The sequence below is a fragment of the Rhizocola hellebori genome, from assembly GCF_016862955.1.
Lineage (GTDB): Bacteria > Actinomycetota > Actinomycetes > Mycobacteriales > Micromonosporaceae > Rhizocola > Rhizocola hellebori.
Window position 1 is genome coordinate 52,862 of sequence record NZ_BONY01000037.1, and the last position, 24,160, is coordinate 77,021.

The following is a 24,160-nucleotide window of genomic DNA, read 5'->3' on the forward strand; positions in this document are numbered from 1 at the left end:
CCGCTGGTAACAGCGGCCGGCCCGTTGATTGGGGCTGTGGATGGATTTTAGAAGCAGCCATCGTCGAGTGTGCTGCCGAACTCGACGTATCGTGCGTTGACGTGCGATGACAGGGTGTTTCCGTTGAGCAGCGCATAGTTGGTGCCGACGTAGGCGACCTGGCAGCGGGCGTTGGTCCGCACGGTGAAGTAGTCACCAAACCGGCCGTCGGTGCGGTTGTGTGTGCCGCTGGCGGTGAGGATCACGGTGCCGAAATGAATGGCGTCGGCCGGAGTGTCGTCGACTCCCACGAAGCCTTGGGCTGCCGAGCCGCCGCCGCCGGCAGCGCCTCCTGCGGCGATCGAGATGCCGAGGGCGCCGAAGACGTTGCCGCTGACCACGGGGTACCCGAAGCAGTGGGCCGCATTGAAGATGTGCGGCTCCTCCAGCAGGACCGAGTCCGAGGCGCGGAACGAGGCCGCCCGCACGTGTGCTTGGGCGATTCCGGTAACGGGCGCGGAGTGCCAGAACCAGGTCACCCGGGAGCCGTGTACCGCGCCGCGCATCCGGAAACCGGCCGCGGAGAAGGAGGTCGCGCGTTCGATGAAGTCGAAGTTGCCGGTGCCGCCTCGGCAGTCTGGGTTGGTGAAGGCCGAGGTTCCGGTGGTCCGTACGACGGAGGTGGCGGTGGTGCTGCTTTCTGGCCAGGTGAACACGCGGAAGGAATTGGTGGCCTCGATCGCGCCGAAGAACATCGTGGTGGTGTTCGCGGCGCCCTCGACCGGCATGAGTAGACGCTGGCCGACGCTGCCGGTCCAGGTGAGGGTGTTGGTCGCGGCGCCGACGCAGGCCGCCATATTGCTGGCGTTGAATCTGCGCACCTGCGAGTTGACCCAGGTGGTGCCGTTGGTCAGGTTTTGGTTACCCAGGTACAGGAAGTTGGCTGTCAGCCCGATGTGGGGGTAGTCCGGCACGATGTTGTCGGCGGCGCCCGCAGGGTCGATGGTGTAGCTGCACAGCGGTGCGGCGTCAGGCGCGTTCCTGACGAAGATCCGGACCACGCCGTTGGTGCCGGCCGCGTTGAGGTAGAGCATGATGCTGAAGGTGCGGTCGAGTCCGTGCGCCCGTACCACATCCTGGTCACAGCAGGCGCTCGGCGCATCGGCCGGCCCGGCGGGTATCGCGACGTTGGTCCATGTCACGCCGAGGTCGTTGGAGAACGAGGCGTAGGTGTTACCGGTGTAGAAGACCGAGTTCCCCTCGTTTGCCGCGGCTGTCTCGCCCAGGGTGCTGCTGACTTGGCTGGCCCTGGTGTTCTGGTTGTTACGGCGGATGAGCAGAGCCTGGGTGGTCGGGCCGCCGGTGTTGATTTCGGTCGGGGTGAGCTTGCGCGGGTTGGTCTTGTCGGTCGATGCGGCCGCCGGTGACATGTCGCCCGTGAGGGCGGCTGCGGACTGCTCACGATGTTGCTGATGGAGTTCGTCTAGCGCTGTCATCTGTTCTGGGCTTGTCGTGGACGGGCTCAGCGGACCATCTGGCGCAACAACGCTGTTGGCAGTGGCGATCGCCTGTCCGGGAGGGACTGGCTTGGACGCGGGCGCGCTCGCAGCCGCCGGCGGCGGTACCAACGCCAAGGTCACCAGCGCCGAGACGCCGACAGCCAACGATCTGAACACCTTCATAAGAGATGCCCCCCAAATCGTGGGTGTGCCCGGCGGGGGATGAGTTCCGGCGGGCAGTTTGTGGCAGATGCCATCGACAGAACTATCGGCTGTTTTGTTGACCAGCAAGGCTTTGCACAATCTGGACAAACTCCGGTGTCCAGCGCTGTCCAATCCTGTACAACCATTCAATTTAAATACAGAGATGGGTCAATACTGAGGTGACCTTGGGGGGAGAACTCGATGGGCAGGCGAGAACGACCGATCGATCCAACATCAGGGGCGCTGGAGGCGTTCGCCTTCGATCTGCGGTTGCTGCGGGCCAAGGCAGGTGAACCGAGCTACCGCAAGCTCGCCCAGCGAGCCGGCGTTTCGGCTTCGGCGCTGTCGGCGGCCGCGAGTGGCACCGCCCTGCCTTCGTACCGGGTGATGCTGGCCTACGTGTCGGCGTGCGGGGCCGACATCGACGAGTGGTCCTCACGCTGGGAGGCGCTGCGAGCACAGCAGGATCAGCCGCCAAATGCCTCGCCCTGGCGGGATCTGCCCCCACCGAGCTTGGCATACGGGCCAAAGGCCGCCCTTGCTCAGACCGTATGGCAGCAGTGGATCCAGGGCCGCTTGCGGACCTCAGTCGGCGATGTCGACCTCATCGCGCCGCGTATGACCGGCGGTGACGGAAAGCTGCTCGATCTCGCGACGCTCGCAGGAGCGTTGCGCGGCAACCGCCGTGTCGTGCTGGTCGGTCCGCCCGGCATCGGCAAGAGCGTTGCCTGCCTTTGCCTGGTCCGGGAACTTCTGGCAAGCGGTTCAGGCCCCGTTCCCGTGGTGCTAGCGGCGCTTGACCTGCCGCGCGCCACGGGGGAGCCGATGGCGGACCGGTGGTGCGACGAGATCACGCGCCGGTATCAGACGAGCAGAGCCCAGGCGATGGCATGGCTAGAAAGCGGACAGCTCCTGCCAGTGATCGACGGGCTGGATGCGCTGTCACAAGCGGATCAGACAGCATGCATCGGTGCTATCAATGTCATCCGCCCCTGTCTGATCACATGCCGCGCCGGCGCGTACGAGATGCTGGCGGCCAAATTTGGCCCGCATGACCTGGTCCGAATCCAGCCGCTGAGCCTGTCACAGGTCGAACGGCAGCTGCCCATCGAGCTCGATTCGGATCTCGCGGAATTGCTGACCACACCTGCTTTCCTGCGCCTGGCCCTGCGGATGCCATCACGCGAGGTGACCGGCCCGTCGGCGGTCTGCGCGGAACTGGTGCGTCAAAAGTCGACCGGCTACGCACCGCATCTGGCGTGGAATTGGTTGTCGTGGATGGCTCAGTTCCCGGTGTTCGATCCGCGAAACGTGCGTGTCAGCATGCTGTCGCGGCGAGCGCATCGCGGGCTGGCCCGTGGTGGGGCGATCGGTGTCGTAGCAATCTGCGCGCTGGCGGTCATCGAAGGGACCGCATGGCTGGTCGCTGGCTGGTGGCCTGAGCCGTACGAGGGCCCGGCCATGGCCGCCGCCCTCAGGTCAATCACCGCGATGGTATGCCTGGCTGCGGTGACCGCGGAGGCGCGACTGCGCCGAGCAATCGTGCGGTGGTTGCTGGTCGCTGAGGGTGCGCTGCCCCAAGATTTAGGACGCTTCCTGCACGCCGCTCATCGCGCCGGATTGCTGGATCAAACCCGCGACGGCTACCGCTTCGTCCACCGGCAACTGCGCCGGTACTTCCTCGCCGACGCCCATCGGCGCATCGGCCGAATCGCCTGACCCCATTTAGTTCATTCCCCTTTGGAAAGGAGCATCCCCAAAGTGCGAACCCATCCCAGAGTGACGCTCACCGCCGTGATGCTGCTCGGCGTGAGCCTGCTGGCCGCGCCGGCCTACGCGGCCAAGCCCCGTGCGGAGGTCATCAACGCGGATTTCGGCGTGTCCGAGCCATTGACCACGATCGCGAGCCGCCCCCAGCCCGCCGAACCGGCCGGCCTCGAAGTCCCCGAACGCGGTGGCCCGCCCGTGCCCGACAAGGGTTTCAGCGGCGACGTGTCCGGTGTGCAGGACCCCGACGCCAACCCGGGCATCCAGGTGATCCCGCCCTCGGTCAGCTTCGACGGGCTCACCGGCACGGCCAAGCCGCCGGACCCGGTCGGCGACGTCGGGCCCAACCACTACGTGGAAATGGTCAACCTGCGCGTCGGCGTCTACACCAAGGCCGGCGCCAACCTGCTCAACGTTCCCATCGGCTCGATCTTCACCGGACTGCCCGGCACACATAACTGCGAGGGCAACCACGGCGACCCCGTCGTGCTGCACGACCAGCTGGCCAACCGATGGCTGCTGACCCAGTTCACTGCCACCGCACCATTCTTCCTATGCGTCGCGGTCTCGCAGACCGCCAACCCGACCGGCGCGTACTTCCTCTACGCCTTCTCCACCGGCGTCAACTTCCCTGACTATCCCAAGTTCGGCGTCTGGAGCGGCGGATATCTGGCGTCCACAAGGGAATTCAACGGTGCCGCATTCGCAGGCGTCGGCACCTACGCGCTGGAGCGCTCGCAGATGCTCATCGGCGGCGCGGCCAAAGCGCTCAAGGTGTTGCTCACCACCGCGGGCGGGGCATGGCAGCCCGGCGACGGACTGCTACCCGCCGACCTGGATGGGACCACGCTGCCACCCAACGCCACACTCGCCCCGTTCATTGGCACCATGGACAACGGTGCCGGCCTTGGTGCACCCTTCGATGGCATCAACGTCTTCCATCTGCGGTGGAACTTCGCCGCCAACACCGCGACGCTGACGTTGGTCAGATCGATTCCAGGCCCGGCGATCGACACCATCTACCCATGCGCGCCAACCAGCCGCGACTGCCTGGAACAGGCGGGGACCACGCAGAAGCTTGACATTTTGTCGTACCGGCAGCGGCCCATGCATCGTGCCGCCTACCGAAACTTTGGCACCCACGAGTCACTGGTCACCAACCAGAGCGCCGAGTACGTCTTCGCCGGTACCAGCCGCGCTGGGCTGCGCTGGTGGGAGCTGCGCGGGCTGAGCACCAATGCCCCCACTCTGGCTCAGTCCGGGCCGTTCGTGGCCAGCGGTGTCGACCGCATCCACCGGTGGATGGGCAGCATCGCCCAGGACCGCGCCGGAAACATGATTATGGGGTACAGCATCAGCAGCGCCAACATCTTCCCGAGCATCCGCTACACCGGCCGGATCAGCACCGACCCGCCTAACGTCATGCCACAGGGCGAAGGGCAGATCATCGCCGGGACCGGTGCCCAGACCGGAAGCCCACGCTGGGGCGACTACACGTCGATGAACATAGATCCTGCCGACGATTGCACCTTCTGGTACGTCAACCAGTACTACGCCGTTACCGGTGCGACCTGGCGCACCCGCATCGGCCACTTCAGATTCCCCGCACCCACCTGCTGACCACACAGCCCCTGCCGCGCCGCGCTCTTCCTGAGACGGCGCGGCAGGCCCTCTTCGCCGCCCCTAGCCATCCGACCGGCCTTTGTCGAGCAGAAGCCGACATGCCCGGCGTGGCTGCCTCGATTGTTGATCATCCGCTGGCCCGCATGGCTCACACGTCGAGTGGCGGGTTCCGTCCCAAAGTTGCGCGAGCTGGTCCAGCAGCGATGCCTGCCGCCTCGGCCCGGATCAAGCTACCTGATGACGACGGGCGTGCTTTGTGTCATCTGGCTGAACCTGCCGTTGACGCCGATTGCTTGTACGGCGTACAGGTACTCTCCGGCCGCGGGTCGCGGATCAAGCATTGTGATGTCCTGGGCCGCGGGCCGGCCGATGACTGTCCACTGTGGCAGGTTCGCCAGCCGACGCAGACATAGGTAGCCGGCAAGGTCCTCGCCAGTGGCGTGCCAAGACAGCAGAACGCCGCCTGCCACTTCAACTGCACTTAGCTGCGCTGGTGCCAGCGGTTCGATAGCGGCGGCGCCTGCTGAGTTGATCCCGTTTGGTACAGCCGATGCAGTGGGGATGGGCTGACCTGACCCTCCAACCGGCCCGGCGGATACGGTGCTGCCAGAGGCCGCAGCCGGTGTGTCACCGGCAACGGGGGCGCATCCCGGCAGGCACAGCAGGGCTACGGTGAACACCAGGATCCGCCGCATGATCCCACCTCACTTGGGCGGCGGGGGCCTCACGGCCTCCGCCACCGCCGATCGATCACTTCAATTTGAACAACGCGAACTGCTGGCTGCCGTCACGGAACTGCACGGTCAGGCGTCGGCAGGTGCCTGACCACGGTTTGCTGGTCTTCCAGACATAGGTGTACTGGTCGGTAAGCGGATCGTAGGTGAGCGTGGCCTGACCCGGGTTCACGGTCTGCTCGATATCGTCCACCGGTGCACCACTGTCACAGGCGATCTGCTGTGAATAGGGCGATCCGGCCGCGAAGATGTCCAGCCCTTGATTGCCGCCGAGGCTGAATTTGACCGGGATCGCGCTGCCGGCCTTGACGGCGTTGACCGTCGGCGGGTTGTCCACCGGGCTGAAGAAGCCGGTGAAGGTGAACTGCGTCAGCGGTGGGATCTTCGCCGCCGCCTCCACCGTAAGAGTGTCCGACTCAGTCTCCATCGGCAGGTCCGGCGCGGCGCCGGCCAAGCCGATCGCGCCGCCCTTGAACGTGATGTTGGCCCAGTCGTTGTACCCGTTAAGCGTGGTGTTGCCGGCCTCGTTGTTGACGTCGAACGAGACTCCGGTCTCGGTTGAGTTGCCGTTGCAGTTCCAGTCGATAGCACCACCAGCGTTGGCAACCGCCACATAGGCACCAGATGCCGGACACCAATGCCGAGTTCCGTAACCGGGGGCGCCGATGCCGGCCGGTTCGCTGAGGCTGTTCTCGTTCAACGATGCCAACGCCGACCGGGAGTAGTCGAAGGTTCCCGCCACACCGTTCTTGATCAGCCCGTCAAGCTGGAAACCGTAGTTCATGATGCTCAGATAGTTCGGTTTGTAGTTGTCGTGATCACCGCCGCCGTGCTTAAGACCCAGGTTGTGCCCGAGTTCGTGCATCAGTGTGCCCGCCTGCTGGTTGTCGGTGCCGACGCTGTTGGCGAACGAGCCGAGGCTCACGATCAGGTCGCTGGCACCGAACCCGCGTGACAGGCCCGACGAGGTCGTTGAGTCGTAGTTGTGGCCGGAGATCACGTAATGGAAGATCGGTGTCCGGCCAGTCGGAGTGAAGTTAGTGTTCTTGAGCGCGTCGAAAGCACTCCAGTTGTAGGTGGACGGAGTGCCGGTGCCCAGGTTCGCCACCTCAGCCAACTGATTGCCGCGGCTTAACGTGCCCCAGGTCGCGTTGGTGGAGAAGTTCATGATGCTGCCAGGACCCTGGTCGACGTGCATGTTGATCCCGACCGACCCTGTCGGGCTGACATATGGCGATGCCGCGAAGGCGTCCACCACCTTCTTGATCGCTGTGTTGGAGAGGGCGTGGCTGTGAGCACCGCCGCCCATCCAGTCGATCTCCAGGAAGATGTCGGGTTTGTTCTTGTCCGCGCCCATCGCCGGCAGGTCGACGAATTGCGGCGTGACAGGGCCAGAGGCGTCCGGGTCGATGGTGACTCCGTTGGTCTCCCACTCGTCCAGTAACGCGTCACCGTCGCTGTCGACACCACCGCCGGTGGCGCACGACCCAGGTGGGATTTCAAAAGCGACGGCACGCCGCGGTTCGTATGCCTCCACCGACCACATCACCGTCTTGGGAGAGAAGGTCACACTGTCACATTCGAGATCCTCGTCGCGTACCCCACCAGCGCCGGTGCCGAAGTCAAACACTGGGGCGAAATTGTCGCGTCGCACCACCCACACGTGGTTGCAGCCGTTGGAACCTTCGAAAAGAAGCTCTCCGCCGATGGCCACTCCGCTGTTGAAGCATCCGCTGCCGTGCCAGCCGAAGCTGCTCAGCAGAGCACCGGCGACACTGTACTTGTAGATGGTCTGGGACACATCGGGGCTGATCAGCAACGTGTCGTCCTTGGCGTCGTATGCCAGGCCGTCGTCAAGTTCGATGGTCGCCGCAGCGGTCGCGTTGAACACCACGGAGCCAGCGCCCGACACCGGATCGATCAAACGGATGTCGCCGTCGGACCCGACACCGCCACCCCAGCCGGCCCAAATCTTCTTTCGCTTGCCATCCCACGCCAACGCGCCCAGGCCGCCGGCCACGTTGTAGGAAGCCAAAATCGCGCCGGTGAGCGCGTTGGCCTTGTACAGATCAGGACTGCTGGCGTAGCAGCTGTACCACAGCTGCTCACCGTCAAAGGCGATGCCGACACCGATGCCGCTGCCGCACGGAGCGGCGAAGTCGGTCTCATGCACTAGGTCCCCGTTGGCCGCGCTGACTGGTACGGACGCGATCAACGCGCTTGCCAGCATTGCGGCCGCTACCGCGTAGAGCCATCGCTGTTTGAGTAGTCGATACATCTGTCTCCTCCTGGCTCGGTGCCTGCAGGGTCGGCTGGCACCGTCGGGTACCCGCCAGAAACGACACTTGTCCAGGACAACAATCACTAACATCGCAGAGACGGTGATCTGACATAGACGCCGACCGAAAGTTGCCTGCACAGAGCCAGCCATCGAAAACCCGATACAGTGCGCCGAACCCATCGGAGTGGAATCGCTATCGGAATCACACTTTGGAGCGAACGGCGCAGACATTGGAGCAAGTTTGCGATACGCATGCTGCCGTGCCTACAAAATCTAGTTCAGCGGTGACGCAGGAAATCGCCTGATCTAGATTGGCGCATTGACCCGAGCCAAAGCCATGCGCCCAAGTATCGTGCCGCGACAGAACCCGGTGAGACGCGGCGCTTCGGGGACCTCGAGATCGATCTCGGAAAGTGGCCGATCGGACAAGCCGCGGGTCGTCTCGCAAGGATCCATATCGGAATGGTGTTCTGGGTGACGGGGATTACGGTTGTGACCAAGCTGGTCATCGATACATACTGGTTGTGCCCGTCAATGAGCTTGCGACTAGAGTGATTATTAGGTGACTGAACCGACCGGGGATGGCCCGGAGCTGCGGTTTGTGGCATTGGCTGCCGAAGCTGACATTGACTGATTTGGCTACTTGCGATGGCGGGCGGCTTGCGCGTTTGGCGCGCTGTTTTCTGTTGAGCCGTCACGCCTGTTGCCGGGCATTTCTATGTCTGGTGGCACGCCGTCGCAAGGGGACTCTCATGGACGATCTGTTGGTCGTTGGCATGGATCTGGTTACTGGACGGGTTGTTCATGTCGGCGATGCGTCAGCTGATACCTGGAAGATCAAGGGTTTTGGCGGTGATGGCACGCTGGTGTGCCGTGACTGCCTGGACGGGGATGGTGTGCCTGCCGGGACGAAGGTGCCTTTGGTGTACCGCGGCAGGCTGCATGGCAAGCGCCGCGCGCATTTTGCTCATCCTCCGGGACTTGGTCCGAAGGGTGGGCACTGGCCTGAGACGGCATGGCACCGTGATGCGAAGAAGGCGATAGCGTCGTGGGCGTGCTGGCAGCCGGGGTTCGTCAGCGTCTGCTTGGAACGGTGGACACCGGATCGGCGTCGCCGCAGCGATGTCAGGGTCACGTTGCGTGAGGGACCGGTGATCGCGATCGAAGTGCAGCAGCATGCGATGACCGATTCGGCCTGGCGCAAACGTCACCGCGACTATGCCTCCGAAGGGATCCTGGATATCTGGTTGTGGCATCAGCGAGTCGGCGTTCCCGGTATAGCGCTGGGCGAGCCGCAATGCCATTGGCAGCTCAACGAGCAACTCGATCGCATCGGTATGCCGATCGCCCATGCTCATATCGGAGACGCTGGGAATGCGGCGGCGCCTGGTCTATGGCTTGGTGAGCACTACCCGCCATGCTCGGGAGATCGGGTGAGGTTCGCCTGGCAGGACCTATCCGATCTGACGTTGTCCGGTCGTCGTGGCCTGGTGCTCGTGGAGCATGCTGATGGGCTGTGGCCGGGGATGCCATCGGGATCCTGATTAGATTCCAGCCGAAGTCAGCGTTGGCCGGCGAAGCGACCGCTGAGTCTGCGTGTCGTGGACCGGCCAGCCGCAGTATTCCCGATTGGTGTTCAGGCCTGTTCAGGGTTGGGCGGTGATGGCGGTGATTCCGGGTAGGTCGCCGAATTTGGCGGCGGCGTCGCGGCTGACGATCAGGCGGTCGGTTTCGAGGGCGTGGGCAGCGATGATGAGGTCGTGGGCGCCGCGAGATTTGCCTTGTTTGCGGGTGTGGGCGATGAGGCGGACGTGGTGTGCTGCGGTGGTGTCGGTGTAGTCGAGGGTGTCAATGGTGGAGGTGATGGTTGCCAGAGCGCGGGCGCGGTCGGCTGCCCGCTCGGCTGTGTCGGCTAGCTCGATGCCGGTGCGGTATTCGGCGATGGTGATGGCGGCGATGGCGAGTTCGTCGTCGTCGAATTGAGTTTGGTTGATGGTGGCGCGTTCGTAGGCGATGAGGATGTTGGTGTCGAGGATCAGGCGCCGGCCCACGGATCATCCCCATCGTTGGTGAGAAGCGCTGTGGCGTCGGCGATGTCGTGTTCGAAACGGTCGTCAGGGGGTGTTGTGGAAGCCAGGGCGGCGCGCAGGTCTCTGCCGGTACGGCGGTGAGCTGGCCGGATTTCAGCGACGGGGCGGTTGCCTCTTGTCACGACCACGCTCTCTCCGCGTTCTATGGCGTCGAGGAGGTCGGAGAACCTCCGGGATGCTTCGGTGGCTGTCATGGTCCGCATGACCACGATCATATCTGATAATCAGATTCGGCGGCGACTGTATGCGCCCACATTGGCACAGCGCCCCTTACCGATGAATCATGCCGGTTTGTCGTGATGTTGTGGACCCGGGCGGTGAATGGTCATGGCGAGGGCGTGCCAATCGGGAGGTGGGAAGAGTGGAGGACCGACGTCCGGTTGTCGGTGACTTTCTGACCTTGTTCGACATTGGCGAGATCGCGCAGTGGACGCGGCATGGCGAGTCGATGATCCGAAGGTGGATTGGCAGCGGGAAGATCCCTGGCTGTTATCGGACCCGGCCGGGCGGGAAGATCTTCATGAGCGGTGATCAGCTCGCACTGCTGATCAGATCGTGGCAGGAGGCCGACATCGAACCGCCAAATCCCGCGCGGCGGTCCACGCGCGTCAAGCGTCGTGATCCAGTTGCGCCCACCCGCCGAGGCGGACACGCGCCCAAGCAGCGCCTCGCGTCGTAGGAGGTTCGTTGTCAAAAACGATACATCGAAGCATTGATGAGCTATCCGGCGCACCCTTGGGTGCACCGTAGCTTTTCAGCAGCTCACGAGCTGTTTCTCGAAGAGCCCGGCCTACCCGCCGGGCTTAACCCATCTGTCCCGCCAGATGCCTACGGATGATCTATCGTCCAAGCTAAGGGATCACGCCTCAAACTACGAGGACACATGGTCGTCAGAGACGAAGTTCATGCATTTCATCAGCTCGGCCCATTGCCAGATGAGGACGATGACACAGTAAGCGACGAGGATTTTCAGAACTGGGAACGACTGCTGCGGGCTTTACCGAATCCGGTGACCGACGAGGAAGCACGGCTGCTCAGCGAGTCCTTCGGTCGTGACAACTGCTTCGGCATGGCCTGGACGTTGCTGCACCGCATCGAAACCTCCCCATCCTCGGTCGTCCTCGCCGAGCCGCCCAGCGATGCAAACCCGTGGATTCATAGGCTTTGGATGCTTTGCCTTGCCTATCCGGCCCGCCTACCGTCGCTTTCGGATACGAATACGCGAAGTACTTCGGTGACGGCTTGGGCGGATTGCGCGGCTTCACCCTCCGGATCATCTTCGATCCATGTGTCGTACCAGTCATTGCCGGGCACGCTCATCGCAGCCAAGGCCACGAGCGCCTCGGTCGCTAATTGCGGATCCAAACCGGCCACGATCCCCGCTGCCGCTTTCTCGGTAGCGATCTCGCCCAATTGTTCTGGGCCGCCGGGCACGCTCATCGCTATCAACGCCACCGCGGCGATGACGTCGGACGGGTGCAGGTCCACGTCATCGTCGGACAGACGCATGGCATCCGCAAAGATTCCGTGAAAAGCATGGCGCCTTTCGTCGGGGCTACGCTGGGCCATAAAGTCGATCAAATCTCGCGCGCCATCACTGTCAAAGGGACCTGGACCCCACGTTCCCATTCCAACTCCTTTCAGCTCTGATATCGGCTCAGCTTTGGAGATCGGCGATATTCAAGGCACACAACGAAGGCTGTCCAATGCCGGCGTGTTCGGCAAGCCATTAGCCGCTCTTCCGCTCGATCGGCGAGCGTAACCACGTTGCATGTCGTATGCGGTACGTCGGGTCTCCATTCACTCGAACCGGCCCGCGACTCGGCCGGTCACCTCTTCGCACACCTGCCGCCACACGGCAGGCGATACTCTATGATCAACAACCATCGCAAGGTATTCAGTTTGTCCACAACAGACAGTCAGTTGCGATGACCGCAGTGCGCGTCCTCGACGAAAGGCAACCTGTGTCGGCTACCATCATCCATCGCGGCGGCGACATGGAGGACTACGACCCGTCAAAGATCGCCGCACTTATCGCAGAGCTACAAGACGACGACGATGACGAACACCCTAGTATCGGCGTCTCACACGAGAGCGGCTGGACCATCTCCGGCTACGGCGGCGGCCTGGTGGTATGGGAAGACGTCGAAACCGACGACGACGAATCACGCCATATGGACAACGTGTCAGACCACGAGCTGGCGCACTTGATGCGCCTGACCGCAGAAGCCAGGTTCGACGAAATCAACGCGTACCACTGGCTTCCCGGCCACGGATAAGCCATCGGACGCAGGACTCACCGTATAGCTACAGTTAGCGGGTGGTCTCGCGCGCAGCAGCGCCGCCGCATGACCACGTTAGAGGCGGCGTTGCCAGAACGGGCTGGACCCGCCGATCGGCGTGAATCCGGCTGATCTCATGACTCGTTCGCCGTCGGGGCTTGCCGGGCGGGCGATCAAAGTCGTGGTGCCGCTTTGCGCTAATGGCAGCGGCGCCGATTCGCCGCCCGTCTCGCAGCGGGCCAACCATCGGTGATCGAATTGCCCGAAACATGAATAGTTTGACCAGAAAATTATCAGATAGCGTCTGTGATTGAGGCCAGATGCGACTGATCAGGTGATCGCTGACTCGCGACGTGGATCCCAAGTGGGACAACACTTTCCTCAATGATGGTCGATCCCTCTGTAGTCGATCTACAACTCGAAATATATTGACCCGGTCCTGATCCTCCTCGGAAGGGAATGTCCATGTTGGACAGCAACAGCGGAGGCACGGCCCGGCGGAGCCTGCTCAAGACGGCCGCCACAGCGCTGGGCACTGCGGGGCTCGGTGCGCTCGGTTCCGTAGTCGCTTTCCCCGCAACACCCGCTTCCGCGGCCGTACCCCCCGGATCTGTGCAAAAAAGCAGCATCTACAACTTCGACCTCTATTACACAGCGACCAACACCTCGATCCCGGAGTCTGGGTCGTGGTGGTTCAATCCGGACTTCCACTATCGGCTGGAGCAATGGTTGGCGAGTCTTTGCGCCGCCAATACGACCATCTGGCATCCCAAGGGCAAAATTCACCATGTCGGCACTTATGGCGAACCGAACGAGTTCCCGGCGCATCCGGCCGCTCGGGCAATCGATCTCAATTCGATCTGGGTCCAGAAGGCGAGCTCTACCGGTGTCAGCAGGGAAGTCGACTTCTACGGCGGCCACCAGGCCGGCGGAGCCGTACGTCAGCGTTACTGGGCGACCGTGGCCAGTCTCAGCGGATGGTTCCGGCATGTCCTGCACTACTACGACGGGGGCAGCCACACCACGCACGTGCATGTGGACAACTGGGTGTCCGGCAACGCTCCATCGATATTCTCCACCTCCTCGGGCACCCAGGTGTCGATGGTGCAGGCGTGCCTCACCTACATCTGGAAACGGCCGGTGCCTATCGATCGCAGCTGGAGCAACGGCGGGCAGACCGATATCCAGTCGAGGTGGGTCCTGAACAGCGTGCTCGGCCTGAGCGGCGGGCTCACCACCTCGCAGTCCAACTGGCAGGCGTTCCTGGCCGGAAGCAGGCGCACCGGGTTCGGGATAGGTTCGTAGATCCCATCGCGACGGCAGAATCCGCAGGTCAAGCGGCGGGGCTTGAGCTGCGGGTTTTGCGGCCTGCTGTGCTTGCAAGATGGAGCCGCTCGTCCTGTCGTCCTATTCGGACTTACGGACTGGAACGGCGCACCGACCCGCGGCGATGCCATGTCGGGCTGGCCATCTATGTCTACAGTTGCTGCATGTCCACGGGCACGGTTTGGATCGGTGGCGGCACCGGCGCGGGGAAGACCACGGTGACGAGGATGCTGGCCGGACGGCGGGGCCTTCGTGTGTTTCCGCTAGATGCCTTCTGGTACAGCCATTTGGCTCGCCTTCCGGAACCTGAGCCGGACCCGGACGAGCAGTGGCTCGGTCAGAGCCCGCAGGCACAGGCGGCCGAGTTCGAGGCGCTGACGCGCCGGCGCTGGCCGCTGGTGCTTTCCGACCTGGCAGCTCTGCCGTCGTCACCGCCGATCGTGGTTGAAGGCCCGCAGGTGCTGCCGGATCTGGTCCCGGAAGGTGACCAGGCCGTCTTTCTGGTCGCCACCGCCGCGTTTCAGCGCTCGGTGCTGCAGCAGCGCCCGCTTCCGGAAACCGCCGACCCGGCCCGCGCCCTCGTGCAGCGAATCGAGAAGGATCGGCTTTATGCGCAGCAGATCATCCAGCTTGCTCACGCCCACGGGCACTCGGTGATCACCGTCGATGGGACCAGGTCACCCGGATCGATCCTCGAAGAAGTGGAGAGAATCTTCAAGGTGCACCACGGCTCGAGCGTCTCCAGCGGCGAGCTGAGTGCGGCACGTCGCTGGGAGAATCGGGTCGTCGCGGACAATATCCGCACCTGGCTGACTACCCCGCATGCGCCGCCGCAGCTGCCCGACACCTATCGGTTCGCCTGCGAGTGCGGCGTGCGCCCTTGCGTCGCCGTCGTGGAGCTGCCACTCGACGTCTTCGAGGGCGAGCCACGGATCCTGGCACCCGGACACCTGGTGTGACGATGATGAAAAGCCTCACCCGAGACACGACTTGGTGTTGCCGGTGCCGCTGTTGGCAGGGCATTGTGTCGGCATGATCGAACGTCTGAGCCCTGGCAGCGGGGGACCGCTCGTGGACCCTGACGATGTCGTGTGGTCGATGACCAAGCGACATGTGGATCTTCGGGTGGTCCGCCGCGCCCTTCGTTCTGACAGCGCGCTGGTGCTCCTGGGTGAAGGCGGCGGGTTCGACCTGCATTGGGTGATGCCCGATCAGCGGTTGGCCCTGTGGGAGCGGGTGCGCAGGGACTATCACGGCCCGGACTGCGTCGGTGACGGGACCCATGCCGGCTACCAGTTCATGAACCAGGACGGTGCCCGGATGCTGTACCTGGAAAGGTGGTGTTGATCGCCCACCATCGCTGCCATCGGTGGGCCTGAGGGGTCCGCGGTCTGGGCCAACGCAATCCTTGCGATGTACTCTGGTGACCAGCTGCAATCCCGGTGCTGCAAAGACGGGCGATCGGGCGACGGACACCGGGAGTTTCCGTGGCTTGCGCCCGTACCAATAGCGTTGCCTCCGGCAGGTTAGTTGGGCGAAACCTTGCCTCCCAAGGCTTCCACGGCGGACCAGAAGGCTGGGTAGGTCTTCTCTACCGCGTCGGCGTTGTCCACCGCGATGTCGCCGACCGCGGCGCCGAGTGAGGCGAAAGCCATGGCCAGCCGGTGATCGTGGTGGCTGTAGAGGGATGCGCCCGGCTGGGCGGTGCCGCCCTCGATGAAGACATCATCTTGTGTACTGGTCACGACAACCCCGACCTTGGCCATCTCGGTCTCCAGCGAGGCGATGCGGTCGGTTTCGTGGAAACGGGTCATGCCGACGCCGCGAATCACCGAGCGGCCGTTGGCGAGGGATGCGAGGACGACCATGTTGGGCAGCTGGTCGGGTGTCTGGGACAGGTCGGCGTCAATCGGGCGGAGCTGCTGCGGGCCGCTCACGGTGATCGATCCGTCGGGGTCATGGGTGATGGTGCAGCCGAAGTCGGCCAGCACGCTCAGAATTCGCATGTCGGGCTGCATGGTGGCACCGGCGAGCTTTTCAACGGTGATGGTTCCTCCGGTCGCGGCCGCGAGGGTGAAGATATGGCTCGCCGCGCTGGCGTCCCCGGCCACATCCTCATCGATCGCGGGATAGCCGTGCCCACCGGGCGGAATGACCAGCCGCATGCCATCGCGTTGCACCGCTACTCCGCGCTGCCGCAGCATTTGCAGGGTCATGTCGAAATAGCCGGGAGCGCCCAGCCCGGACAGCTCGAGGGTTAAGCCGTCGGGAAAGAAGGGAGCGGCCAACAGCAACGCCGAAGCGAATTGGCTGGATTTGCTGGAGTCGACGGTCGCCGCGCCACCGCGCGGGAGTCCAGAGTGGACGATTACCGGCGGGAAGTCCCCGCTGGCCTCCACTCTGGCGCCGAGCTGATTGAGCACCTGTAGCAAATCGCCGACGGGCCGGGCCAGAAGTGCCGGCCGGCCGGTGAGTGTGGTCTGGTGCGGGGCCAAGGTGGCTGCGGCGGTGAGGAATCGCATGACGGTACCGGCGAAACCGGAGTCAATCGTCACCGGCCCGACGTCCGGTAGCGCACCGCCGCATCCGGTCAGGCGCCACTGTTCGCCGGTGTCATCCAGTGCCTCGACCGGGATCCCCAGCGCCCGCAAGCCGTGAACCATGTGATGCGAGTCGTCGGCGACAAGCGCGCCGGTGATTTGCGATTGGCCGGTGCCAAGGGCGGCAAGCACGAAAGCCCGGGCGGTTTGACTCTTGCTGCCGGGCACCCGCACCCTGCCCGACAACGGGCCGCTGCGCGTGAGCGCAACGGATGCCGGAGCGCGATGGAAAGCGCGTTCTTCACTCATGAGGCCAGTCTCCGTAGAACATCGCGAAATTCTGACCATTGTCGTGCCCGCGACGATCCAGCCCTGCGGCGGCCCGAGAGTTGCCCAACCTGTGGTCACGATGGCTGCGGGTAATCGCAGTGCGCTGTCCGGGAGCTGCGAAGACGATGCTGCTGAGGCGGATGAGCGTGTCCGCCTCAGCACGGAGCTGACTAGCCGGCGTAGGTGACGCCGTGCCGGCCTATGCGGCCGTTACGGAAGTAGATGCGGATCGTGTAGGGGACGTTGTCGGCCACGTTGGTGGCGATGTTGGTCCAGGACATGTCCTCGCGGACAGGGGTCGCGTAGTTGCAGTTGTTGGTGATGTTCGTAAAGACCACACACATGTAGTCGTAGTCCGATGTTCCGCCGTCCAGTTTGACCTGGATGTCGTTGCAGTTGTCCGTCGTGCGGGCGGACAGGACATCCAGCCAGGTGGCAGTGAACCAGTAAATATTGTAGACCGTAAATGCATTTCCGTTGCTGCGGCACGGGTAAAGCCCCGCTGTGGCAGGCGAAGCGGGGAACAGAAATGCCGCCGTCGAGACAACTGTTACCGCGGCGGCGGCCGCGAGACGGCGGAGGCGTCCATGCATGCGTTTGCTCTCTTTCGTTCCCGCTGGTTCACGACCAGCGTTGGCCAATCTGACAAACAGCGGTTAGCTGGCCCAGCCCACGACGCGCTGGCCATGCCGGCCATTGCGCAGATAGAGGCGAATCTCATAGGCGACGTTGTCGGCCACGTTCGTGGCGATGTTGACCCATGTCCAATTCTCAGGAACCCGGGTCGAGTAGTTGCACACGTTGGTGACGTTGATGAACACGACACACATGTAGTCGTAGTCCGATGTTCCGCCGTTCAGCTTGACCTGGATGTCGTTGCAGTTGTTGGTGGTGTGGTCCATGACGACGGTCGTCCAGGTGGCCGTCGGGTAGTCGATTCCCCACGTGGCAAACGAATTTTCGGGGCCTCGACACGTGTACGGTCCAGCGCTGGCCGGAGAGCCGCCGATCAGCAGGAAGGCCGTCGATACCACCGCGACAGTCGCGGCCGCCACCATGCCGCGAAGACGTCCCCTCATCTGTTGCTCCTTACTCGTCATGCGCTCAGGCGCGGTGAGCTCAGGGCTTTCAGCAAACCCGATCGTCGGGCGTGGATCGACCGATCCCGGCACAGTCCGGCGAGGCAGTTCATCGACGCTGGTACTGTGGGTCCGGAAATTCCGGCGTGCCGGACGACACCGGACACGTGCTCGGACGTCTGCAGATAGGGTGGCCGGTGGCCGATTCGGGGGGCGCCAGCCCGGTAGATGAGTTTTGCGCTGACCTGCGGCGGAGGTGGCGCGCGTCTGGGCGCGATCTGGCGGGTGTGGCGCGCGAGGTGCGCATCAGCCGGGCGCAGCTGTATGCGGTCCTCAACGGTGAGATCAAGCGTCCGCCCGACTTCGAGACCTTGGTGCGGCCACTGATCCGCGCGTGCGGCGGCACCGACGCGGAGCTGGCGGAGTGGCGGCGGCGGCACGAGGTGCTGGTCGCCGTACACGTGGAATTGCGGCGTCAACGCGTGGCACCGCGAGAGGCCGCTCGCCCTGGGGCGGCTGAGCCCCGGACGTCGCCACCGGCGCAGTTGCCGGCCAACGTCGAGGTCTTTGTCGGACGTGCCAGTGAACTCTCCGCATTGGACGCGGTCACGACGCGGGTGGTCACCATCACCGGGACGGCGGGCGTTGGCAAGACCGCGCTGGCCGTGCATTGGGCGCACCGTGCGTCTAGCGGGTTCGCCGATGGCCAGCTGTACGTGAACCTGCGCGGCTTCGACGGCAACAACGAGGCCGTCGATCCAGCGGACGCGATCCGTGGGTTTCTCGATGCATTCGGGGTCGAGCCCCAACGCGTACCCGCCAATAGAGATGCGCAGGCGGCGTTATACCGCAGCCTTTCGGCCAGCCGCCGGATGTTGGTGATCTTGGACAATGCCCGGGATGCCGACCAGGTCCGGCCGCTTTTGGCCGGAGGACCAGCGGTCCATACCGTCATCACCAGCCGGAATCGGCTGACCTCCCTGGTCGCCGAGATTGGCGCGCATCCCCTGATACTCGGGCTGCCGGACCAGGCGGAGGCCACCGAGCTGCTGAATTCCCGCATCGGCGCGCCATCGCACGATGAAGATGCCACCGGGGCGATCGTTGCGGCGTGCGGACGGCTTCCGCTCGCCCTGTGTCTCGTCGCGGCGCGGATCCGGCAGACCCGGTTTCCGCTTGCCACGCTGGCCGCCGAGTTGCGCCGGCCGGGCACGGACGCCCTCGATGAAATACAAGCGGTGTTCTCCTGGTCGTACAGCGCGCTGAGCCCATCCGCCGCCCGGATGCTGCGCCTACTGGGCTTGACCGCAGGCGCCGACATCGCGACGGAGGCGGTGGCAGCGCTCACCGGCGTTTCGTTCCAGGAGGCACACAAGACGCTGCGCGAGCTGACCGACGCCAGCGTGCTCACCGAGCACACCCCGGGCCGGTTCGAGCTGCACGATCCGCTGCGCACCTACGCCGGCGAGCTGGCGCGCGAGACCGACAGCGAGGAAGACCGCCGGGCCGCGCTCACGCGGCTGCTGGACCACTACACGTACACCGCTCACGAGGCCGATCGGGTGCTCAACCCCACGCGCGCGCCGATCCCGATGGCCCTGGACGCGTCCGCCGAGGGTGCCCGGCCGATCGCCCTCGACACCAAGTCTGCCCTCGTCTGGCTCGGCACCGAGCGGGCGGCGCTGATGTCTGCCCTGCACCAGGCCAGGGAGGCGGGCCTGGACCGGCACGCATGGCAGCTGGGCTGGGCCCTGGACACGTTCCTTTTTGAACAGCACCACTGGCAGGACGAGGGCACCGCGTGGGCGATCGCGCTCGCGGCGGCGACTGCGCTGATGGACCGTTCAGCGGCCGCGCATGCCCATCGGTTCCTGGGCGTCGTCGCGGGGCGGCTCGAGCGTTTTGGCGAGGCCCACGCGCATATGAGCCGGGCCGCCGAGATGTGCCGGGCGGCCGGGGATCTGCCCGGTCAGGCGGAGACCGAGTTTGTGCTGTCGTACGTGCGCTGGCTGCAGCAGGACCGAAACCAGGCCCTCGCCCACGCCGAACGTTCGCTGGAGCTGTGGGCGCAACTGGATCACCCCAACTGGGAAGGCAAGGCGAGCAACGCGGTTGGCCTTTACCACTCCGCGATGGGTGCTCACCGGCAAGCCCTGCCGTACTACGAGCGGGCAGTCGCCTTGCAGCAGCAGGCCGGCGACCGGGCAAATGAGACAGTGGCGCGCGATGGGCTGGGCCAGGCCTATCACCATCTGGGCTACCACGAAGCCGCGGTCGACCAGTATGAGCATGGTCTGCGGCTGGCAAGAGCCCTCGCCGACCCGATCCTGGAGGCCCAGCTCACCAGCCATCTCGGTGACACGTACGAGGCGGTCGGTGACGCCTCGTCGGCCCAGGAGTGCTGGGAGAAGGCGCACAAGATGCTCGTGAACGCCGGCCATCCGCAGGCCAGCGACGTCGCCCGCAAGCTGCAGGTGACGGATCCTCGTTGAGGGATCCGCCGGCCCCAGACGCTGGGCTTATGGGTGGTTGGGCTGGTCGCCGTCGCGGTCCGTAGGTTCCTGCCGTTCGCGTTCCAGCTCCTTGGCTCGCTGCGCGCAAAGGAGACCAACTAGCAGCAGGACGATCGATGCGATAAACAACACCATGCTGGCGGTGCCGTCATCCAACACGCGGCTGGCGATGATGGCGACGCCGCCGCACACCATCAGCAACGCGGCGGCGATCTCCAATCCGCCGATGTCCCGGGGCGGAGGTGTGTAGCGAGCGGTCACAGTTATTCAGCGTAGCCACCGTCAACAACCGCATTGGCGTGCTTCGATGCTGGTTATCGGTCCGAGAAGGCGGATCCTGAGCGCATGCCGTCTGGCGGATTTCACTGTGTGGCAAAGAGATGAGACAGTGCACCGTGTCATCGACGGCGGCGGCGCTGATAGCGACGATATGCCTGCATGACCGGGCTCGGCCCGGTGGGGATCGGCTCCTTATGGCGTCCTTGTCGCCGTTTGTAGATCATTCGGCCTGGTACCCAGAACAGGCTGGCCAAACATAGAAACGACACGAACTCGAAGAAATGCGGAAAGCTGCCCACCCGGTAACGGCTTGGATTGTTCGGGTCGTAAACCACCGTTCGGTGCTCTCCGACCTTACCGACGCTGGACACCGATTGACGGACTACCGCAACGCGCTGGGAGCCATCGCGGTTGACACCTGCCGGAAAGGAGATGATCTCGTAGTTGCTGTCGGGTCTGAGCGCCTTCTCGTACACCTGGACGCTGGTGACGGTGCCTTCAGCCCAATCGCCAGTCAAGCGAAGGTGGATGGAATCCGCCCCGAACCAGCCCAAGCAGACGGCAACCAGTACCAACACGGTTCCTTTGACCCAGCCCACGAGCATGAGGGTAGATCAGTGGATCAAGGCTGGGTGGCCGGGACAAAAACAGCCGCATGGTCGGCAACCTTTGCTACCGCTGCGGCATTGTGTGTGCGTGATTCAGGCTTGGGAAGAAATCTACGCCAGCCAGTACTGGCGGCTTGTGACCCTGATGACCGCGTTGAGCGGATCAGTGGCCGACGCCGAGGAGGCGGTGCAGGAGGCGTTCGCCAGAGGGCTTGGCCTGTCGGGTCGGCGTCCGCCTCCGGAGGATCCTGCTGCCTGGCTTTACCGAGTGGCCGCCAACGTAGTACGCGGCAAATGGCGGCGGGCTCTGGTGGCGCATCGGCATCGCGGCGAACTGGCGGGCGAGTCACAGGTCGCCTCTGCCGCCGACCACAGCGATGACCGGCTCACGCTGCTGGCCGCCATGCGCGGGCTGCCCGTCGAACAGCGGGAAACGCTGGCGCTGCACTATCTGGCCGACCTGCCGATCGATGCGATCGCCAATCGCATGGATGTGCCGATCGGGACGGTGAAGGCCCGGCTGTCGCGTGGGCGTAACGCGCTCGCGGCCGTGCTGACGCAGGACATCTCGCCGGCCGACGAGCTGCGGTCCGCGCGGCAGCCCGAGTTCTCGGCGGTGCGCGCACGCGGCACGCGGCGTGCCCGCCGTCGCATTGTTGCGGCAGTGGCGATCCTCACCGCGATCATCTCCACCGGGGTGGTGTGGGGCAGCAGCCAGCTTGCCCGGCCGGAGCCGGTCACGCCCTCGCCCTCGCCCTCGCCGTCGCCCTCGGCCGTCACGCCGACGACCTCGCCCACCCCCAGTTCGCGTGTCGACCCGCGCAACACCACCCTCACGCTGCCTGATCCTCAATTTTTCAATGTGTGCGGCAAGGGCGGCAGCCTGACATTTGTCGATGGAATCGCCACCATCCCCGGGGGCACTTGGTCGATCGGGCAGATGACGCCGATCGAGGGGGATCTCGACGGCGCGCCCGGGGCCGAGCTGGTCACCACCATCAGCTGCAGCGTTGACAGCCGTATCCGGCTCGTGGCGCTCGGGGCAGCACCCGGCGGGGAGCTGAGCGTGCTTGGGTATGTCATTGCCCCCGACGCAGATCTGATGTTCGACACGGCCAGCGTCAGGATCGAGGCCGGCGTCGTCCAGGTCACGCCGACCTTCACCTATGGGCATACCGGGAAGAGGTGTTACCCGAAGCAGGTTCGCGGCTACTCGTACCGGGACGGCTCGTTCAAGCAGACCAGCGGGCCTACTGACGTTCCCGATCTGACGACGGAGATACGCCAGCTCGACCTTCGTAACGCCCCGCTGTCCCTGGACGTACCGGGCCCGACTCCCGGGGTCTCGCACCTCGTATGCGCGAGCATGACCGATGGAGTCGGCTCGGGAGTCCTCCGGGAGATCTCCAGCGTAGCCCCCGTGACCTACGCGTTCACCATCGAGCCGAAGGGCTTCGCCACCATCTCGACGCGCGACTTCGCGTTCGCGCTCGTCACCTACCGGGCGGACGGTGGACCGGAAGTCCAGTCGGTGCAAGTCATCCACCGGGGGACCGACGCCTTCGAGGGCCAGACCCTCGTCTACACCGGCGTCGACGGCGTGACCAGCATCGACGGTGTGACGGTCACCGGCAACCGCGCCATCGTTACCGTGACTGTCAATGGCGGCAAACAAGAATGGGCCTACATCACGAAATCGGCGAGCAGCACCCTCTGGAACCGGGAATGATCCCGGGGCGCTGATCGATGCTCGTCAGCTCGTCTATCCAATTCGGATAGACGGGCTGCCGCGGTTGGGAGAGGATGAGGTGTGAAGGCCAACCTTTCGACGCCGCCCGCCATCCCAGCTGGAAGCCTGGCCGCCGGCCCGCAACCGATGATTTCCGCGGCGGGAGGGCTGGTCCTGCGGCCCTGGGCGCCGGACGATGCGGCCGTCTTCTTCGCCGCCTATCAGGACCCTGAGATCCGGCACTGGCACACTCGCCAACCCGCCTCCGAAGACCAGGTCCATGCGTGGTTCGAGCGGTATGGACAGGATTGGGCGCAGGAGATGGGCGCGCATTGGGCGGTGACCCGGGGCGGCGGTGAGGTACTGGGCCGGATAGCGCTGGGATCAATGAATTTCGATGATGGTGTGGCCGGGTGTGGCTATTGGGTGCTTCCGGCGGCCCGCGGGGCCGCAGTGGCCTCCCGGGCGCTGATCGCGGTGAGCGGCTGGGCCCTGGGCGAGGCTGGTTTCCACCGCGTGCAATTGGCTCATTCGACCCGAAATCATGCCTCCTGCCGGGTCGCCCTCAAGTCCGGCTTCGTGCTGGAGGGCACCAAGCGAAGTGACGCGGTGCATTCCGACGGCCGGCACGACATGCATCTGCACGCCCGCATCCGCGGCGACGAGCCACCCGCCTGACCCAGTGCTGCTCCTGTGGTGAGGGGCTGAGGGCATGATCCAGGGCGCATAGCCGGCACATAGCTGGTGTATCAACCGCCGCGGCCAAGCTGGTCATCGCCCCGGTCGTCATCTCCATCCACACCCTATGAAGGAGCAGAGTCTTTTGATGAGACGACAAAGCGTCCTCGCCTCCATCACCTCGGCGGTGGCATTCATCTCCGTCGCATTGCTTCCGGCGGCCCCCGCCCAGGCGGCCACCGTCGACGCGAACTGCGGATTCCAGAACGGTCACTGCATCTATTGGGGGCAGTCCTACAACGGGTCGCATTCGAATATCTCCGGTGATGTGTCCAACTATCCCGTCAGCGGGAGCACGAGCTTCACCTACAAGAGCTCGGGCACGGGCCAGGGTCAGCGTATTGGCAACAACAACGGCTCGAACCGCAACTACGAGCTCTTCTGCCGGATCAGGATCTGGTACAACGCCAACTACGCCGGTCCCAACCTGGTTCTTGCCCAGTACGGCGAGCCGGGCTGGGAACGCGCCGGTTCGCAGCTTGGGGTTCTGCTGAACAACATTCGATCCTCCGACACGGAAATCTGCTACGGCGACTAGGCCTGAAGGGCGCGTCACCGA

22 protein-coding genes and 1 pseudogene are annotated in these 24,160 nt (G+C 64.4%); 12 read left to right on the forward strand and 11 right to left on the reverse strand.

What is annotated here, in order from left to right; all coding sequences use genetic code 11:
* Window positions 1-47: 47 nt before the first annotated feature.
* Window positions 48-1,475 (reverse strand): hypothetical protein, encoded by a 1,428-nt coding sequence (locus Rhe02_RS27775; RefSeq protein WP_203911324.1) that lies wholly within the window; start codon window positions 1,473-1,475, stop codon window positions 48-50.
* Between the two features lie 408 nt (window positions 1,476-1,883).
* Between Rhe02_RS27775 and Rhe02_RS50050 the strand changes: the two are divergent.
* The 3 genes and pseudogenes from Rhe02_RS50050 to Rhe02_RS27785 all read left to right on the forward strand — a co-directional run.
* Window positions 1,884-2,099: pseudogene (locus Rhe02_RS50050) on the forward strand (helix-turn-helix domain-containing protein); the annotation flags it as partial.
* A 201-nt stretch (window positions 2,100-2,300) separates the two neighbouring features.
* Window positions 2,301-3,401 carry a hypothetical protein gene (locus Rhe02_RS27780; protein WP_239124085.1) on the forward strand — a complete coding sequence of 367 codons (1,101 nt, stop codon included), beginning with the start codon at window positions 2,301-2,303 and terminating at the stop codon, window positions 3,399-3,401.
* Window positions 3,402-3,443: 42 nt separating this feature from the next.
* Window positions 3,444-5,069, forward strand: a complete 1,626-nt coding sequence (locus Rhe02_RS27785; protein WP_203911326.1) for a hypothetical protein — start codon at window positions 3,444-3,446, stop codon at window positions 5,067-5,069.
* 233 nt (window positions 5,070-5,302) lie between these two features.
* On the opposite strand, the gene Rhe02_RS27790 is transcribed toward Rhe02_RS27785, so the two are convergent.
* Both Rhe02_RS27790 and Rhe02_RS27795 read right to left on the reverse strand, forming a co-directional pair.
* Window positions 5,303-5,542 carry a hypothetical protein gene (locus tag Rhe02_RS27790; protein ID WP_203911327.1) on the reverse strand — a complete coding sequence of 80 codons (240 nt, stop codon included), beginning with the start codon at window positions 5,540-5,542 and terminating at the stop codon, window positions 5,303-5,305.
* A 280-nt stretch (window positions 5,543-5,822) separates the two neighbouring features.
* Window positions 5,823-8,084 (reverse strand): PxKF domain-containing protein, encoded by a 2,262-nt coding sequence (locus Rhe02_RS27795; RefSeq protein WP_203911328.1) that lies wholly within the window; start codon window positions 8,082-8,084, stop codon window positions 5,823-5,825.
* 755 nt (window positions 8,085-8,839) lie between these two features.
* Here Rhe02_RS27795 and Rhe02_RS27800 point away from each other — a divergent pair.
* Window positions 8,840-9,631, forward strand: a complete 792-nt coding sequence (locus Rhe02_RS27800) for a competence protein CoiA family protein (RefSeq protein WP_203911329.1) — start codon at window positions 8,840-8,842, stop codon at window positions 9,629-9,631.
* Between the two features lie 102 nt (window positions 9,632-9,733).
* Here the strand turns inward: Rhe02_RS27800 and Rhe02_RS27805 are convergent, their stop codons facing one another.
* The 3 genes from Rhe02_RS27805 to Rhe02_RS27815 form a co-directional block, all read right to left on the reverse strand.
* On the reverse strand, window positions 9,734-10,138 hold the full coding sequence (locus Rhe02_RS27805; RefSeq protein ID WP_203911330.1) for a PIN domain-containing protein: 405 nt from the start codon (window positions 10,136-10,138) through the stop codon (window positions 9,734-9,736).
* Complete coding sequence (locus Rhe02_RS27810; protein WP_203911331.1) at window positions 10,123-10,380, reverse strand: type II toxin-antitoxin system Phd/YefM family antitoxin; 258 nt, start codon at window positions 10,378-10,380, stop codon at window positions 10,123-10,125. The genes Rhe02_RS27805 and Rhe02_RS27810 overlap by 16 nt, the downstream gene beginning before the upstream one ends.
* A 979-nt stretch (window positions 10,381-11,359) precedes the next feature.
* Window positions 11,360-11,806 carry a DUF4259 domain-containing protein gene (locus tag Rhe02_RS27815; protein ID WP_203911332.1) on the reverse strand — a complete coding sequence of 149 codons (447 nt, stop codon included), beginning with the start codon at window positions 11,804-11,806 and terminating at the stop codon, window positions 11,360-11,362.
* Window positions 11,807-12,105: 299 nt separating this feature from the next.
* On the opposite strand from Rhe02_RS27815, the gene Rhe02_RS27820 reads away from it, so the two are divergent.
* The 4 genes from Rhe02_RS27820 (at window position 12,106) to Rhe02_RS27835 (ending at window position 15,132) form a co-directional block, all read left to right on the forward strand.
* Window positions 12,106-12,456 (forward strand): hypothetical protein, encoded by a 351-nt coding sequence (locus Rhe02_RS27820; protein WP_203911333.1) that lies wholly within the window; start codon window positions 12,106-12,108, stop codon window positions 12,454-12,456.
* 468 nt (window positions 12,457-12,924) lie between these two features.
* On the forward strand, window positions 12,925-13,764 hold the full coding sequence (locus Rhe02_RS27825) for a hypothetical protein (protein WP_203911334.1): 840 nt from the start codon (window positions 12,925-12,927) through the stop codon (window positions 13,762-13,764).
* Window positions 13,765-13,949: 185 nt separating this feature from the next.
* The gene (locus Rhe02_RS27830) at window positions 13,950-14,744 is read left to right on the forward strand and encodes a hypothetical protein (RefSeq protein ID WP_203911335.1); all 795 of its coding nucleotides are present in this window, start codon (window positions 13,950-13,952) and stop codon (window positions 14,742-14,744) included.
* Window positions 14,745-14,817: 73 nt separating this feature from the next.
* Window positions 14,818-15,132 carry a hypothetical protein gene (locus tag Rhe02_RS27835; protein ID WP_203911336.1) on the forward strand — a complete coding sequence of 105 codons (315 nt, stop codon included), beginning with the start codon at window positions 14,818-14,820 and terminating at the stop codon, window positions 15,130-15,132.
* A 179-nt stretch (window positions 15,133-15,311) separates the two neighbouring features.
* Here Rhe02_RS27835 and aroA read toward each other — a convergent pair whose 3' ends face one another.
* From aroA to Rhe02_RS27850, 3 genes are all read right to left on the reverse strand, one after another.
* Window positions 15,312-16,634: a 3-phosphoshikimate 1-carboxyvinyltransferase gene (gene aroA / locus Rhe02_RS27840; RefSeq protein WP_203911337.1), complete on the reverse strand. Its 1,323-nt coding sequence runs from the start codon at window positions 16,632-16,634 to the stop codon at window positions 15,312-15,314.
* Between the two features lie 191 nt (window positions 16,635-16,825).
* Window positions 16,826-17,248, reverse strand: a complete 423-nt coding sequence (locus Rhe02_RS27845; RefSeq protein ID WP_203911338.1) for a hypothetical protein — start codon at window positions 17,246-17,248, stop codon at window positions 16,826-16,828.
* Window positions 17,249-17,311: 63 nt separating this feature from the next.
* Window positions 17,312-17,734 (reverse strand): hypothetical protein, encoded by a 423-nt coding sequence (locus Rhe02_RS27850; RefSeq protein WP_203911339.1) that lies wholly within the window; start codon window positions 17,732-17,734, stop codon window positions 17,312-17,314.
* A 197-nt stretch (window positions 17,735-17,931) separates the two neighbouring features.
* Between Rhe02_RS27850 and Rhe02_RS27855 the strand changes: the two genes are divergently transcribed.
* Window positions 17,932-20,226 carry an ATP-binding protein gene (locus Rhe02_RS27855; protein ID WP_505973680.1) on the forward strand — a complete coding sequence of 765 codons (2,295 nt, stop codon included), beginning with the start codon at window positions 17,932-17,934 and terminating at the stop codon, window positions 20,224-20,226.
* A gap of 27 nt (window positions 20,227-20,253) precedes the next feature.
* Here the strand turns inward: Rhe02_RS27855 and Rhe02_RS27860 are convergent, their stop codons facing one another.
* A complete protein-coding gene (locus Rhe02_RS27860; protein WP_203911341.1) occupies window positions 20,254-20,508 on the reverse strand; it encodes a hypothetical protein in 255 nt (84 codons plus the stop codon).
* Between the two features lie 137 nt (window positions 20,509-20,645).
* Window positions 20,646-21,125 carry a DUF3592 domain-containing protein gene (locus Rhe02_RS27865; RefSeq protein WP_203911342.1) on the reverse strand — a complete coding sequence of 160 codons (480 nt, stop codon included), beginning with the start codon at window positions 21,123-21,125 and terminating at the stop codon, window positions 20,646-20,648.
* A gap of 97 nt (window positions 21,126-21,222) precedes the next feature.
* On the opposite strand from Rhe02_RS27865, the gene Rhe02_RS27870 reads away from it, so the two are divergent.
* From Rhe02_RS27870 to Rhe02_RS27880, 3 genes are all read left to right on the forward strand, one after another.
* The gene (locus Rhe02_RS27870; RefSeq protein WP_203911343.1) at window positions 21,223-22,863 is read left to right on the forward strand and encodes an RNA polymerase sigma factor; all 1,641 of its coding nucleotides are present in this window, start codon (window positions 21,223-21,225) and stop codon (window positions 22,861-22,863) included.
* An 81-nt stretch (window positions 22,864-22,944) separates the two neighbouring features.
* A complete protein-coding gene (locus tag Rhe02_RS27875; protein ID WP_239124080.1) occupies window positions 22,945-23,541 on the forward strand; it encodes a GNAT family N-acetyltransferase in 597 nt (198 codons plus the stop codon).
* Window positions 23,542-23,689: 148 nt separating this feature from the next.
* On the forward strand, window positions 23,690-24,139 hold the full coding sequence (locus Rhe02_RS27880) for a hypothetical protein (protein WP_203911344.1): 450 nt from the start codon (window positions 23,690-23,692) through the stop codon (window positions 24,137-24,139).
* Window positions 24,140-24,160 lie beyond the last annotated feature (21 nt).